The organism is Robertmurraya sp. FSL R5-0851 (assembly GCF_038002965.1).
Lineage (GTDB): Bacteria > Bacillota > Bacilli > Bacillales > Cytobacillaceae > Robertmurraya_A > Robertmurraya_A beringensis.
In genome coordinates, this window is record NZ_JBBOOE010000001.1 from 3,078,285 (window position 1) to 3,092,789 (window position 14,505).

The 14,505-nt window shown below is 37.4% G+C and carries 19 protein-coding genes; 1 reads left to right on the forward strand and 18 read right to left on the reverse strand.

Annotated elements, in window-relative coordinates; translation table 11 throughout:
- Positions 1–73: 73 nt before the first annotated feature.
- The 9 genes from rluB to MKX65_RS15895 all read right to left on the reverse strand — a co-directional run bounded on the left by rluB (position 74) and on the right by MKX65_RS15895 (position 6,736).
- Positions 74–796: a 23S rRNA pseudouridine(2605) synthase RluB gene (gene rluB / locus MKX65_RS15855; RefSeq protein ID WP_160546482.1), complete on the reverse strand. Its 723-nt coding sequence runs from the start codon at positions 794–796 to the stop codon at positions 74–76.
- A 147-nt stretch (positions 797–943) separates the two neighbouring features.
- A complete protein-coding gene (locus MKX65_RS15860; RefSeq protein WP_160546483.1) occupies positions 944–1,477 on the reverse strand; it encodes a nucleoside recognition domain-containing protein in 534 nt (177 codons plus the stop codon).
- A gap of 8 nt (positions 1,478–1,485) precedes the next feature.
- The gene (locus tag MKX65_RS15865; protein WP_160546484.1) at positions 1,486–2,073 is read right to left on the reverse strand and encodes a nucleoside recognition domain-containing protein; all 588 of its coding nucleotides are present in this window, start codon (positions 2,071–2,073) and stop codon (positions 1,486–1,488) included.
- Complete coding sequence (locus MKX65_RS15870) at positions 2,066–3,199, reverse strand: D-alanyl-D-alanine carboxypeptidase family protein (RefSeq protein WP_340904519.1); 1,134 nt, start codon at positions 3,197–3,199, stop codon at positions 2,066–2,068. Before MKX65_RS15870 ends, MKX65_RS15865 begins: the two co-directional genes overlap by 8 nt.
- Positions 3,200–3,299: 100 nt before the next feature.
- On the reverse strand, positions 3,300–4,196 hold the full coding sequence (locus MKX65_RS15875) for a Fe-Mn family superoxide dismutase (RefSeq protein ID WP_160546486.1): 897 nt from the start codon (positions 4,194–4,196) through the stop codon (positions 3,300–3,302).
- A 105-nt stretch (positions 4,197–4,301) separates the two neighbouring features.
- Positions 4,302–4,790 carry a YpuI family protein gene (locus MKX65_RS15880; RefSeq protein WP_340904520.1) on the reverse strand — a complete coding sequence of 163 codons (489 nt, stop codon included), beginning with the start codon at positions 4,788–4,790 and terminating at the stop codon, positions 4,302–4,304.
- A 59-nt stretch (positions 4,791–4,849) separates the two neighbouring features.
- The gene (locus MKX65_RS15885; RefSeq protein ID WP_160546487.1) at positions 4,850–5,272 is read right to left on the reverse strand and encodes a hypothetical protein; all 423 of its coding nucleotides are present in this window, start codon (positions 5,270–5,272) and stop codon (positions 4,850–4,852) included.
- Between the two features lie 124 nt (positions 5,273–5,396).
- Positions 5,397–5,984: an SMC-Scp complex subunit ScpB gene (scpB, locus tag MKX65_RS15890; protein WP_160546591.1), complete on the reverse strand. Its 588-nt coding sequence runs from the start codon at positions 5,982–5,984 to the stop codon at positions 5,397–5,399.
- An 8-nt stretch (positions 5,985–5,992) separates the two neighbouring features.
- Positions 5,993–6,736, reverse strand: coding sequence for a segregation/condensation protein A (locus MKX65_RS15895; RefSeq protein WP_160546488.1), 744 nt, complete (start codon positions 6,734–6,736; stop codon positions 5,993–5,995).
- Between the two features lie 177 nt (positions 6,737–6,913).
- On the opposite strand from MKX65_RS15895, the gene MKX65_RS15900 reads away from it, so the two are divergent.
- Complete coding sequence (locus MKX65_RS15900; protein ID WP_160546489.1) at positions 6,914–7,438, forward strand: DUF309 domain-containing protein; 525 nt, start codon at positions 6,914–6,916, stop codon at positions 7,436–7,438.
- Positions 7,439–7,459: 21 nt separating this feature from the next.
- Here MKX65_RS15900 and MKX65_RS15905 read toward each other — a convergent pair whose 3' ends face one another.
- The 9 genes from MKX65_RS15905 to spoIIAA all read right to left on the reverse strand — a co-directional run bounded on the left by MKX65_RS15905 (position 7,460) and on the right by spoIIAA (position 14,394).
- Complete coding sequence (locus tag MKX65_RS15905) at positions 7,460–7,813, reverse strand: GNAT family N-acetyltransferase (protein WP_340904522.1); 354 nt, start codon at positions 7,811–7,813, stop codon at positions 7,460–7,462.
- 348 nt (positions 7,814–8,161) lie between these two features.
- Positions 8,162–9,481 (reverse strand): diaminopimelate decarboxylase, encoded by a 1,320-nt coding sequence (gene lysA / locus MKX65_RS15910; RefSeq protein WP_340904524.1) that lies wholly within the window; start codon positions 9,479–9,481, stop codon positions 8,162–8,164.
- Positions 9,482–9,601: 120 nt separating this feature from the next.
- Positions 9,602–11,083 carry a spore germination protein gene (locus MKX65_RS15915; RefSeq protein WP_160546492.1) on the reverse strand — a complete coding sequence of 494 codons (1,482 nt, stop codon included), beginning with the start codon at positions 11,081–11,083 and terminating at the stop codon, positions 9,602–9,604.
- On the reverse strand, positions 11,076–11,645 hold the full coding sequence (locus MKX65_RS15920) for a stage V sporulation protein AE (RefSeq protein ID WP_160546592.1): 570 nt from the start codon (positions 11,643–11,645) through the stop codon (positions 11,076–11,078). Before MKX65_RS15920 ends, MKX65_RS15915 begins: the two co-directional genes overlap by 8 nt.
- 25 nt (positions 11,646–11,670) lie before the next feature.
- The gene (locus tag MKX65_RS15925) at positions 11,671–12,093 is read right to left on the reverse strand and encodes a stage V sporulation protein AB (RefSeq protein WP_160546493.1); all 423 of its coding nucleotides are present in this window, start codon (positions 12,091–12,093) and stop codon (positions 11,671–11,673) included.
- A complete protein-coding gene (locus MKX65_RS15930; RefSeq protein ID WP_340904526.1) occupies positions 12,083–12,706 on the reverse strand; it encodes a stage V sporulation protein AA in 624 nt (207 codons plus the stop codon). Before MKX65_RS15930 ends, MKX65_RS15925 begins: the two co-directional genes overlap by 11 nt.
- A gap of 121 nt (positions 12,707–12,827) precedes the next feature.
- Positions 12,828–13,586: an RNA polymerase sporulation sigma factor SigF gene (gene sigF, locus MKX65_RS15935; protein ID WP_119709002.1), complete on the reverse strand. Its 759-nt coding sequence runs from the start codon at positions 13,584–13,586 to the stop codon at positions 12,828–12,830.
- Positions 13,587–13,599: 13 nt separating this feature from the next.
- On the reverse strand, positions 13,600–14,040 hold the full coding sequence (gene spoIIAB, locus MKX65_RS15940; protein WP_160546494.1) for an anti-sigma F factor: 441 nt from the start codon (positions 14,038–14,040) through the stop codon (positions 13,600–13,602).
- A 3-nt stretch (positions 14,041–14,043) separates the two neighbouring features.
- Positions 14,044–14,394: an anti-sigma F factor antagonist gene (spoIIAA, locus tag MKX65_RS15945; RefSeq protein ID WP_340904530.1), complete on the reverse strand. Its 351-nt coding sequence runs from the start codon at positions 14,392–14,394 to the stop codon at positions 14,044–14,046.
- Between the last annotated feature and the right edge of the window lie 111 nt (positions 14,395–14,505).

Here is a 14,505-nt window from a genome sequence, read left to right on the forward strand (position 1 = left end):
TTATTATATCATTTTTCAACATATTCATATTGTTATCGCTAACAAAAGACTGTGACACTTCTATGAACTTTTTCTATTTTTTTAGTGCAAGTGCACGTAATTGTTTTACTTCATGAGGGGAAAGCTCACGAGCATCGCCCACTTTTAATCCTTGAAGGGTCAGAAAACCATAACGCTCTCTTTTTAATTTAAGAACAGGATTACCTACAGCTTCAAACATTCTTCTTACCTGTCTGTTTCTTCCTTCATGGATGATAATTTCAACGATGGCTGTTTGTTTTTTCTTATCTACAGTATGCATTTTCACTTTTGCTGGAGCGGTTTTTCCATCCTCTAGACGAACCCCTCTTTCAAGCGCCTTCAACGCTTCCTTTGTAGGAATCCCCTTTACCTTTGCCACATACACTTTATCGATTTGATTACTTGGATGCATAAGTGTATTAGCAAATTCGCCGTCATTTGTTAATATTAGTAGACCAGATGTATCATAATCTAACCTTCCAACTGGATATATTCGTTGTTCAATCATTGGGAAGAAATCAGTTACTACTTTTCTTCCTTTATCATCGTTTACACTTGAGATAACTCCCCTAGGCTTATAAAGCATAAAGTAGATCGGTTCTTCCCTTTCAAGAGGAATTCCATCCACTTCGACTTTATCTGAGGAAGAAACCTTTATTCCTAGCTCCTTTACAACCTTCCCATTTACTCGAACATGTCCTTCTTCAATTAATTGTTCTGCTTTTCTTCTTGACGCAATCCCTGCGTGTGCAATTACTTTTTGTAATCTTTCCATCTATGTCACCTCATTGTTTGTGTTTCCTGTAGTGTTTACTCCTCTAGCATTATGACATATATTTTCATGATTTCAAAGTAACCTTTACGAATTAACCATTGTAAAAAAAGATACTCTCCACATAATGTGAAGAGTATCTTAGATAAATTAATATCCAAATACAATGGTCACTACAACAATGGCAGCGATAATTCCTACCAAATCAGCTAGAAGCCCGACTTTTAAGGCATCCCCCATCTTTTTTATTCCTACAGCACCAAAATAGACGGTTAACACATAGAAAGTAGTATCCGTACTTCCTTGTAAAGTAGCTGCTAATCTACCAATATACGAATCTGGACCATGCTGTGCCATCAAATCGCTCGTCATCCCTAATGCGGCTGTTCCGGAGATTGGTCGAATAATGGCTAGTGGAGCTATTTCCGGAGGTACACCGATTGCTTCAAGGGCTGGTTTTAGAAAACCCATGAAATACTCCAACGCACCTGACGCTCGAAAAACGGAAATAGCCACAAGCATTCCGACTAAAAAGGGAATGATTGAGACGGCTATTTTTATTCCTTCTTTCCCGCCTTCAACAAAGCTTTCATATGTTGGAACTTGTTTATACGTTCCATATAAGAGAATAACAGCAATCAATACGGGGATAAACCATAATGAAATAGCTGTAACAATACCCATTTTCTACATCATCCTTTACGGCTTCTTCGGTAGTAATAAAAACGATCGATGAGGATTGCACCTATGGAGGAACAGATAGTTGCAATCAAGGTTGGACCAACTATATCCGTAGGGGAGGCTGAATTATAATTCATCCGAATCGCGATTACCGTCGTTGGAATGAGCGTGATACTTGAAGTATTAATGGCCAGAAATGTAATCATGGAGCGGCTGGCTTCATTTTTACCACCATTAATTTTTTTCATTTCCTCCATTGCTTTTATCCCAAGAGGAGTAGCCGCATTTCCTAGTCCAAACATATTTGCCATCATATTTGAAAGGATATATCCCATTGCTGGATGATTATGAGGGATTTCTGGGAATAATCTCGTCACTATCGGTCTAAATAAATTTGATAATTTATTTAACAACCCCGCATCTTCCGCTATCCTCATCATGCCAAGCCAGAACACAAGAATACTAATGAGACCAATACAAAGTGTAACTGCTTCCTTGGCTCCACTAAATATAGCCTCGTTTACCTCAGACATTGTTCCATTAACCATTGCAAATACAATTCCAATTACGGTTAAACAAACCCATATAATATTAACCATTCGCTTTCACGCCTATCATTGTAGTAAATACTTTCTTAAAAGACTCGAAAAAACTCGTTTCATCTTTTTCATTGTTATAATAAATTGGCAGCGTTTTGATTGGCTTATCATCAAAGGTAATGATTACTTCCCCTATTACTTCAGGAATATTTCTTTCTCCCTTTAATTGTTTTAATTTGTACTCAACCTCAAATTTATCTTTTTCTGTTTCTAATATGGGGTACATAAAGTCGTGTTTGACCAAAGCCTTATTCTTATACTTGTCAGATTCAATTCCAGAGATGAAGCCTTGTTCAACAACTTGTACCATTTCATACGTCTTAAAAGCGGTTTCGAACATATTAATATGATCATTCCAATCGTCTGGTCCGTTCAATGTGACCGCAATTAAGTCCATTCCATCTTTCGTAGCAGTGGATACTAATGTTCGTTTTGCTAGCTTTGTAAAGCCCGTTTTCCCACCTGTACTATATTCATATAACTCTGTTAGCAATCGATTTTTGTTCCGCCATATCCTGTCCCAGCTTTCTGTAGGGTTTGGGGCTCTGTGTACTTCTGTTCCTGCAATCAACTTATAAGTATCGTTCATCATTGCATATCTTGTTAATACAGCCATGTCATATGCTGTGGAATAATGATTATTTGAATCATCTAAGCCATGTGGATTGGTAAAATGAGAATGTAACATTCCGATCTCATCTGCCTTTTGATTCATTAAGAACGCAAACCCCTCTACACTGCCTCCGATATACTCAGCAATCGCAACCGCCGCGTCATTGCCAGAACGAAGCATTAAGCCGTACACTAAATCTTCTAGCTTGATTTCTTCGTTTTCCTTTAGATATAAGGAAGATCCTTCTGCTCTAGTCGCATTTTTACTGACTTTTACCATCTCATTTAGTTTTCCTGACTCGATGGCAAGGACAGCCGTCATAATCTTAGTGATACTTGCGATTCGCCTTTTTTCATGTGCACCTTTTTCAAATAATACTCTTCCTGAGCTTTGTTCAATCAAAACTGCATATTGTGAGCTAACATTGATATTGGTGTTAGCACTCACTGGAATATGAAAAAGAATCAAAAAGGTGATTATTATTAACACAAATACCTTTTTACTTCTAGCCATTCTTCAACCCTCGTCTCCTAATTATGTTTGTACAAGTTTATGCTTGATAAAAATGAATATGCCAAAAAGAGTCCACAAGCAAAGCGGTGGACTCTTCCGTTTACAATAGTTTCCATTTTATTTGTGATGCTTGTGAAAGTCTTTCCTCGACTTTTCTCCAATTCACTACGTTCCACCAATTAGAGACGTAATCCGCGCGATTATTGTTATATTGTAAATAATAGGCATGTTCCCATACATCTAACGGCAAAAGTGGAATCGTATCCCATTGCGTCAAATTCATATGTTTTTCTGATTGAAGAATTTCTAGATGACGTGATCTTGGTGACCAAACTAAAATAGCCCATCCGCTTCCTTCTACTGCTTTTGCAGCTTCAGTAAAATGCTTTTTAAAAGCATTAAAATGGCCAAAATATTTGTTGATCTCCTCAAGCAGTTTTCCTGTCGGCTGCCCCCCACCATTCGGCTTCATCGTTTCCCAAAAGAGAGAGTGTAAGTAATGTCCTGATCCATGGAAAGCCAGCTCTCTTGACCAATGTTTTACTAACGAATAATCACCCTTTTCTCGTGCTTCCTTAAGTTTGATCTCCGCATTATTCAATCCATCAACATAGGATTGATGATGCTTACTATGATGTAATTCCATAATTTTCTCAGAAATATAAGGTTCTAATGCATCATAACTGTAAGGTAGTTTGGGCAAAACATGCTCCCCTGCTTTTACAGCAGGCTCCTGTATATAAATGGACCCTATCTGTTGCCTCTTTGAAAAATATGCCTCCATTTCGTCATGTAATTCTTCTACCTTTTCTTGGACAGTCGTAAATTCTTCCTGAGTTAAGTCTCCACTCCTTGAAATATGATTCATAATCTCACTAAAATGATCCAACTTACTCCATAATCCATCTTCTTCTGGGACATGTTCCTGCTCTAAGAAACGTTTAAGCTCTTCGTTGTAGCTTATAACTTCCTTAACATACTGTTCAAATCGATTCATTATCATCACCTCAGAACAAATGGGTTTACCTTAAAGCATATGAGGGAGAGGCCTGGTTGACACCATAAAGAATAAAAGCACAAAAAAATAACGACCGATTGGTCGTTATTTCGATTGTGCCATTTTTGTTCGATAATCTGTTTCGTAGTACTCCAGCTCTTCACGGATCTTCTGGAAATCTCCTTCAAAACCTTTTAGCAGTTGAAGAACACTTTCAGGAACGTCCTCTTGAAATTTTATTGAGTTTTTACCCGTATAAGCGGATCGGCTATCTTCATACCATACATCATTTTTTGGTGAAAAAAATTCTTCAATACATTTATGATAAATACCATAAAGCGTCTTTTCTGCTGCTCCTTTTGGAAAAGATTCTGACTGTAAAATCACAGAACAAGCATCCAATCCCTCTTCACAATATACAAGCAGCTTTCTTAAATTACCTAAGATTCGTTTATAGTATTCTTTGTCACCTTGTTTTTCTGACAATAATCCATCAATTGTTGTACTGTTTAAGAAAGACTCTAATCCAGATACTGTATTTGTTAAAAAAGACTTTACGTCCATTATTTGAACTTTCACCATTGAATTACCCACTGTCTACACCCCTGCCCTTTGTAATAACTCTGAATGTTTGGTTTATTGGATAACTAATTTTATGCTTGCACCGTAAATTCCAACAGAGAGTCAAGCTGGCAAGCCTGATTACTTTTTACCTTTTTAACAACTTTAATAATCTTTTCAAAATCAATGTCTTGAAAATAAGCAGCAAATTCATTCTGGTTATTGATATACACTCTTTTTCGATGTCTAAAACCTGGATTTTTAATTAATAATACTAGAGCAACTATATCCATTAAATGAACTTCTAGCCCAGCCTCTTGAAAGATTGGATTGGCTGAAAATGGAGTGAACTCATTCAACTTCTCCTCAAAAAATCGAACATAAAGAACAGCTAGCGTTTTCTCCGTATTCTCTTCTATAAAAGTTACTTCGCTTCGGTTGAAAAAATCCTCCGAAGTGTTAGATTTTTCTTTTTCCAGCTCATACCCTACACAGCTTTTAATTAACACGTTCATACATCCCTTTCTTACCTCCGGATGAGGCAGGTGCAAATTGTGTTAAAAATGCCCCTAAATAGAAGCATTTCCCTGAAAATTAATTATATTTTATCACAAATAATGAATATATGCGTAAGAAAACTTATGATTCCAGATTTTCTTGAAACTTTTCAAAAAACAAGTCTGCTTCTTCTTGAACAAACTCATCATCCACTTTCTCCGGCAATGGAGGCAGTTCCTCTAAACTCCTGAGACCAAAATAATCTAAGAATTCTTTTGTGGTACCATAAAGGATGGCCCTGCCAGTTCCTTCCGCTCGCCCAACTTCTTTTACCAACACTTTTCCAACCAATGTTTGTAATGGCCGCTCGGTCTTTACCCCTCTAATTTCTTCTATTTCTGCTCGAGTGATCGGCTGTTTATAAGCGATAATAGCTAGCGTCTCTAACGCAGCCTGTGAGAGTGTTGATGTATTTGGTGATTCAACCAGCTTCTTTAAGTAAATAGAATTCTCTTTCTTTGTTGCGAGCTGATAGGTACCAGCCAGTTGAACGACGGCTATTCCTCGGTTTTCATTTTTTGAAAGCTCGTTCATTAACTCCCTAACAATTCGCTCTGCTTCGACCTCTTCGATTTCAAGAACCGTTGCAATTTGCTTAATGGTTAAGCCCTCATCCCCTGCTGCAAACAGAAGACTTTCCACAATTCCATTCCAATTAATAATATCCAATGACAATGTTATACTCCCTTCGCAATGACAAAAATCTCAGAGAAATTGCTTTCTTGCTCTACAAATATTTCTTTCCTTTTCATTAGCTCTAGAATGGAAAGAAAAGTTACGACAATATGATCCTTCTCCTGGATGGGGAATAAATCATAAAAGCTAATTCTTCCTTTCACCTTTCGTAGCTTCCCCATGATTTCATCCATTCGTTTTTCTATAGGAATTTCTTGTCTTGCAATCTTTGTAGACAACGGCTTTTGTAGCCTTTTTCTTCTCAACAGCTTCTGAAAAGCACCCAGCATATCGTACAACGACACGTCTAGATGTCGTCTATCTACTTCCTCCTCTTTCGAATAATCCGAAAGATCGCTAGGGGGCTTCGTGAACATTAGCCCTCTTTCCTGCTCTAAAGCCTTTAAATCGTCAGCTGCTTCTTTATATTTTTTATATTCCATTAGTTTTTCAATTAATTCTTCTCTCGGGTCTTCTTCGTAACCAAATTCCATATCATCTTCAAGCTCTTCTTCATGTTTTGGAAGTAACATCTTACTTTTAATGGCTAGCAAAGTGGCTGCCATGACCAAATATTCACTTGCTACATCTAGCTGTAGCTCCTTCATAGTGTGGATATATAGTAAATATTGCTCTGTAATTTGTGCTACCGGTATATCATAAATATCAATTTCTAGTCGATTAATGAGGTGTAGTAATAAATCTAACGGTCCCTCAAATGCATCGATCTTCACATTATAGTGCATATTCCCACCAAAATTTCTTTCTTAATTTCTTAAAATAACTATACTTAGTATAGAGGAAAGATTGCGTTAATCCAAGATTCTTTCTGAAAGTTTGTGCCTATTTCTTCATGTATGAAACAACGTAAAAAGCGTATAGATAGAAATCATGGTAAAATTAAGTAAGAAAGGAGCGTATCTATGTTTACAACAGATTTCATTGATTACTTAGTGCATTTTCATAGTGACAGAGATTATTTTGAATGTCACGAAATTCTTGAGGAACACTGGAAGAATGTAGATGCGGGTAATAAGGAATCCATTTTAGTTGGCTGGATTCAGCTGGCTGTCAGTCAATATCATCACCGTCGTGGAAATTTCGCTGGAGCTTTGCGTACGATACAAAAAGCATTATGGTTACTAACCATCCATAAACAGTCCATCAAAGAATATGGTATTGATGAGGATAAATTAATTGGAGCCATCTTAAGAAAAAAAGAAGAGATTGAGCATACACTTCCATACAAAAGCATGAATCTCCCTATAAATGATGCCTCCTTATTAAGTGCGTGCAAACGTCAAGCCGAAAAAGCTGGTCTCATATGGGGTGTGGATAGCAATCTAACAAAAAGTGAAATTATTCATCGACACTCGATGAGAGATCGTTCAGAGGTTATCCAGAACAGATTACACGCATTAAAACAAAAAAAAGGAAGCAGTGACTAAATCACTGTTTCCTTTTTCTATTTATGATAAAAGAGAGTCGCATTTTTCAAAGAAAGCTGATGTTTCTTCATTCGCTCGTATCTCTTTTCCAGGGAAAAACTCTTTTAATGCCTTTATCATCGTTTTTCCAATTCCTTGATGCCGATGCGAAGGATTCACTGAAATATGTTGAATTTCTAGCATGTCCTCTGACACTTTCGTTACCCCAACTAAACCAATAATATCTTCTTCTTTCCAAAGAAACAATTGCCAGTCCTCGGATTGGTCATACTGTTTCATTGTTTGCTGTAGCTTTTTCAGGTCTTTTTCGTTAGGCATAAATGACAGCAAGCCCATCGCAATTTTTTCAAAAGCTTTTTTGTAGCGAATTAACATAAGTGATCCCTCAATATCCTGAGCTTTTAAGGAGTTAAATTTCCTTTAAATACATTTGTATTATATGTCAATTATTTCTTTTTGTTTCAATGTATATTCCTCAATACGATATTATCATACAAGATTCTCTACATTTCTTCAATGTATTTTCAGATTCAACAACTTTTGTATCATAATATAAGCTTTTTTCTTTACAGCCCTGGTGATAAGAATAACCAATAATACGCGCCCCATATGAGCGAAATAAGTAAAATGAAAATAAATAAAAGCGCATTATTCTTTTTCACAAATACCTCCAAAAGATCTATGTAATGTAAAAAGCTGTCACAATCGCGACAGCTCTCTAGATTAGCTTTTTACTCGCTGAACAAATGGCAAATCTTGTTTAACAATGTCTTCAAACGTCTCCCGACGAACCACTAATACCGCTTTCCCATTTTCAACAAAGACCACTGGTGGCCTTGGAATACGATTGTAGTTGTTTGCCATCGAATAACCGTAAGCACCGGTACAGAAAACGGCTAGAATATCGTCACTGTCCGTCTTCTGTAACGGTAAATCCCAAATAAGCATATCTCCTGATTCACAGCATTTTCCTGCAATAGAAACCGTCTCTTCGATTGGCTGAAGTGGTTTGTTCGCAAGGATCGCTTCATATTTTGCTTCATACAATGCTGGACGAATATTATCACTCATCCCACCATCTACGGCTATATATTTACGAACATTGGGAACATCCTTTTTTGAACCAATTTTATAAAGAGTAGTCCCCGCATCACCTACAAGGGAACGACCTGGTTCAATCCAAATTTCTGGCATAGACATAGAGAACGCCGAGGCCTGTTTCTTTACTTCTTCGATAATTTCTTTTACGTATTGGGAGGCAGGAATGGGCTCGTCTTCACTCGTATAACGAATGCCGAATCCGCCACCTAAATTTAATACCTTTGATTCAAAAGAATACGTTTCTTTCCACTCATGAAGCTTAGAAAATATTTTTCTAGCTGCTAACAAAAATCCAGTTGTTTCAAATATTTGTGAACCGATATGACAGTGTACACCAAGCAGGTCTAAGGACTCTGAATTCATAGCCTTTTGTAGTGCCTCTGCCGCTTGTCCATTTTGCAGATCAAAACCAAATTTCGAGTCTTCTTGGCCCGTAAGAATATAGTCATGTGTATGTGCTTCAATCCCTGGTGTGACTCGAAGCAAAATAGAGACGGATTGATTTCTCTCCGCACAGATCGTATCTAATAATTCTAGTTCATAAAAGTTATCAACAACAATACAGCCGATTTGATAGTTTAATGCCATTTCAAGTTCTTCACGACTTTTGTTGTTTCCATGAAAATGAATTCGCTCCACTGGGAATTCAGCAGCTATTGCCGTATAAAGCTCTCCCCCAGAAACAACGTCCAAAGAAAGCCCCTCTTCTTCAGCAAGTTGAATCATTGCAATCGTGGAAAATGCTTTGCTAGCGTAAGCAACTTGAGCTTTAATACCCAGTTGGTCAAAGGTTTGTTTAAAACCTCTCGCCCGCTCACGAATTAATGATACATCATAAACATACAATGGTGTTCCGAACTCTTTTACAAGGTCTGTCGTATCGACTCCACCAATTTCTAAGTGGCCTCTTTCATTTATCTTTGATGAACCATGAAAAAACATTTCTTCCCCTCACTTCTATGGATACACAAATAGACAGCCAGGCTGTCTATTTGTTAATTAAACCAGTTTGAAATTAAACATTACTTTACCATAGATATAGTAAATTCGCAATATTCCCATTTAACTCCCTTTTGTTTTTTGTCTGTAACGATCTCTAGGCTGCACAATGCTTGGTCTAAGTTTTGTCCCCGGAACCGATCTACGGAAAAGTACTTCAAGAAAGGCTTTAGGATGGAACGGCATGAACGGCCACATATAGGGACTGTTCAAGGATCGAATACTAGTTAAATATAGAATATAGGCTGTTACTCCTATTACAAAACCTGGTAGTTTAAATATCGCTACAACAATTAACAAGAAAAGCTTCATAAGGTTATTTGCAATTCCAAGTTCATAACTTGGAGTGGTAAAAGTTCCAACTGCCGATACCGCTACGTACAATATCACTTCTGGGACAAATAAGCCCACATTAATGGCAATTTCACCAATGAGCACGGCGGCCACTAAGCCCATTGAAGTTGCCAACGGAGTTGGGGTATGAATAGCAGCCAGTCGTAAAAACAAGATACCGAAATCGGCCAAAAACAATTGAACGACTGTTGGAATATTTGTGGTTTTGTTAGGACCAATAAATTTAAGAGCCTTGGGTAATAATTCAGGCTCTAAAACAAATAAAAACCATAAAGGAAGTACGAACAAGGATGCTAATACACCAAGCAAGCGCGTCCAACGTACGACTGTACCAACAAGTGCTGATTCACGATACTCTTCGGCATGATGTAAATGATGAAAATATGTAGTAGGCGTGATAATAACACTTGGTGATGTATCCACATAAATTAAGACATGTCCTTCTAAAATATGTGTTGCTGCAATATCGGCTCTCTCCGTATACCTTACCAAAGGATACGGGTTATAGCCTTGTTTCACGAGGAATTCTTCTACAGCTTTATCTGCCATTGTTAATCCATCAATCTCAATAGCTTCGAGTTCTTTTCTTATAATATTCACAAGATCAGGATTGGCAACATCCTTTAGGTAACCAATTACAATGTCTGTCTTTGATCTCTCACCAACCGTTAACTTTTCGAATCGTAATCTTCCATCTTTTATTCTTCTTCTTGTTAACGCAGTATTCACGATGAAATTCTCTACAAAGCCGTCACGAGAGCCCCTTATTACCTTTTCAGTATCAGGTTCTTGAGGTGTTCTACCTGGATATGCTCTAACATCTATTACTAAAGCTTCTGAATATCCTTCGATAACTATGACAAGTGTTCCTGTTAGAACTTGGTCGACGATTTCACCTATTGTCTTAATTTTAGAAACAGATTGATGAACTAATCGATTTTCTATTAAGGCTAAATAATCGGAAGTGGTTTTCTCATGGTCATTGATTCTTACGATTTCCTCCGTGTTTTGAATAACAACGTTTGTGTCCACGAGACCATTTAAATAATACACATGTACATCCTTTTTCAACACCTTAAACTTTCTGACTCCAATATCAAACGTTTCCTCTAAACCAACATGTTCCTTCATATAATTTTCAAGTTCGTCAAGAGAAGGTATTGGTAGAGGATTGATTGGTTTCTTAGTCATAGAACCCACTCCTTTCTAGGATGATTTGTACCGCTTTGTGTGTGATGGGGGCTCCTATTTTAACATCGTCATTTCTAGCCATTTTACCTATGTCGCCTATACCAACTACTACAGGTGCATGAAGCTCATCTACACAATAGACGGTGTCTCCATTCATTCTTCCAAGTTCTAAATCAGGTTCTCCAAATTTATCTACCCCATAAGGAGTGAGTTCACCGTAACGGTCCACACAAACATCAATTTTAGTCCATTCGGCTTTCCTTGTTTTTGCTGCTACCGCTAATACACCAAGAACTTCTATATCTTTATGTGTTGCTACATACCTCATTGCCTGTTCTCCTGCACCTTCTCCTACGTATCCACTATCATCAAACATGACAAGAACCGGATCATTGGGTGCCTTTTTTATGAGCTTGACCATTTCCTCCCCTGATTTCGTCGTCGGGTTTCCATACGACATAGAGATACATCTTCCACCAATTTCCTTCGCAACATGTTCGACTGCTTTTCTTGCGTATTCATCTCCATCTGTTACAAGAATTACGCGGCGCCGTCTATCCATAGGAAATGTTCCTTTCTTTACTTTTTTACTCATTTACGAAGTACATCCAATGAAACAGGGAACCGAATATCTTACCAAACACAAAGGCCATCATCAAGATCATGATTTTGTCTTCAATTCTTACTCTTTTTGCTAGGATAGGAAAAACATTTAAAACTTCTGTTAAGGCTGCTGCAAGTAAACCAACAAATACTCCTCCAGCAAGTCCTAAAGGAATGAGTATTATAGAAGGTAAAAAAAGAGCAGGATCTCTTAAAGAGGCAATTGTCCCAGCAACTGCACCGAAAACAACAGACCCTTCGTACCAGTGAATCATCTTCATGGTTTTAGATAATTGTGTAAGTCTTGGAATAACTCCTAAAACGGTTAGGAAAGCGACAAATCCCGAACCAACTGCAATTCCTCCCGCAAGACCGATAAAAATGATGAATACGATATTAATGATCATGATGATTTCGTTTCATACTTTCTTCATTTTCATTAATGATTACATAGCGGTCCAGGTCTTGCTGATAGTTGAACATTTCCACTTCAAGCGGACTAGGTTCTTCATTTAAACGTTTTTTAAATACATGGTTAAAAAATAAGATCATACCTAACCCTAGTCCAATTGAATAAGGGATCTGAAATATAAGTGGTTTTATATTTTCCTTACCCGTAATAATTTTATAAATCCGCTGATGGACCGCTTGCATACTAACATCTTCATGGAAATTCATAATGGCGAGTGCTGCACCAAAAAACAATAGAAGCCAAATAAGAATAAAAAGAGGAATAGATACCCCGATTTTTTTATATACCACTTCAACAATCGTTTGTGTTTGACCAATAATCTCAATATTTATTTGCTCAACCACATTTGTTAAGATTGGTATTACTTTCATCACATCCAAAATAATAATATTTTGGTCTTTCTCTGACACAGTATAAACAATACATTCCTTTACCTTTTCTAATAGTGAATCTTCAGCGATTATTTGCGCAACATCCTGAAGTTTTATGGAATCATGAGGTCGAACTTGGAGGCGATGTCGCATTCGGATGTAAATCGTATTTTCCACAACGTTCACTCCCACACAGTGATTTCCTCGTATAAATAGTATGCTTTGGATTGTTTCCCTTCATGTTCACCAATAAGTGGTTAGGCTGGATCAAATAACCAATAAAAAAAGATCGAACGGATTATAAATCCATTCGATCTTTCATTTGTTGTAATATCTTTTTTTCCAGTCTTGATACTTGAACTTGCGATATTCCTAGCCGTTCTGCTACCTCTGATTGCGTTTGGTCCTTATAATAACGCAAATATACAATCAGTCTCTCGCGTTCATCCAGCTCTCGAATTGCTTCTTTTAATGCAATTTTATCAAACCATTTTCCTTCATTCCCATCATCAATTTGATCAAGTAAGGTGATAGGATCACCATCATTTTCATACACAGTTTCATGGATAGAAGATGGTTGCCGACTTGCTTCTTGAGCTAAAATGATATCTTCTGGGGTCAGATTCAAATGTTCTGCTATTTCGGAAACAGTTGGTATTCTTCCTAGGTTTTTGGACAATTCGTCCTTTGCTCTTCTTATTTTATTGCCCATTTCTTTTAAGGAACGGCTCACTTTGACAGATCCGTCATCTCGGATGAAGCGTTGGATTTCTCCAATGATCATTGGTACTGCGTAGGTTGAAAATTTCACATCATAAGATAAATCAAATTTATCGACAGATTTCAATAAGCCTATGCATCCAATTTGGAATAAGTCATCTGGTTCATAGCCTCGATTGAGAAAGCGTTGAACAACTGACCAAACAAGACGCATATTTTTTTGCACAATTGTATCTCGAGCTTCTTGATCTCCATCTTGACTTCTCTTGATTAGATCCTTCACTTCATGATCCTTTAAATACGTTTGTTTGCTATCAGTCTTTACCTCCACATCCATAAGCAATACTCCCTTAATTGCATAGCATTTGGCTCTTTGCTAAATGCTTTCTTAATCGAATTGTGGTACCTATTCCTAGCTCTGAATGAACGTCGATTTCATCCATAAAATTTTCCATAATCGTAAAGCCCATTCCTGATCTTTCTAACTCTGGCTTGGTTGTAAATAAAGGCTGTCTTGCTTCCTCAATATCCAAAATTCCAGAGCCCTCGTCTTTTATCTCTAACTCAATAAAACTATCCTCAATCTTTACTGAGATAAAGACCGTACCTGAAGGATCGTTGTTGTACCCGTGAATAATGGCATTTGTCACTGCCTCAGAAACGACAGTTTTAATTTCCGTCAATTCATCCATATTTGGGTCTAGCTGTGCCACAAAGGCTGCTACCGTGACACGTGCGAAAGATTCATTTTGACTTAAAGCTGTAAATTGAAGCTGCATTTCATTTTTCATTGTTTACGCTACCCCCAATACTCGAAGAGCAAATTCTTCTGTCGGCTCCAAACGGATAATTTTAAATAAGCCTGACATATCAAAAAGTCTTTGAATAGGAGGCGAAATTGCACAAACAACCATTTCACCATGCTGCTGCTTAATTTGCTTGTATCTCCCAAGAATCACACCTAAACCTGAACTATCCATAAAATCTAACTGCTCTAGGTTAAGAATAATATGACGTATATCATTTGTTTCAATGGCTTTGGTTGCTTCTGCACGAAGTACATCTGCAGAATGGTGGTCCAATTCGCCGCTAAGTCGTAACAATAGGACATCGTTCTTTGTTTCCATATCAATGTGTAGACTCACTATCCATAGCCTCCTTATGTGGTATAAGGAGTCTTTTTCGATATTGGGTTGATGATTTCCTTCTTACAGACAAAACTAGTGTTCTTTCGCTAAAAAAAGTATGAATAAAAA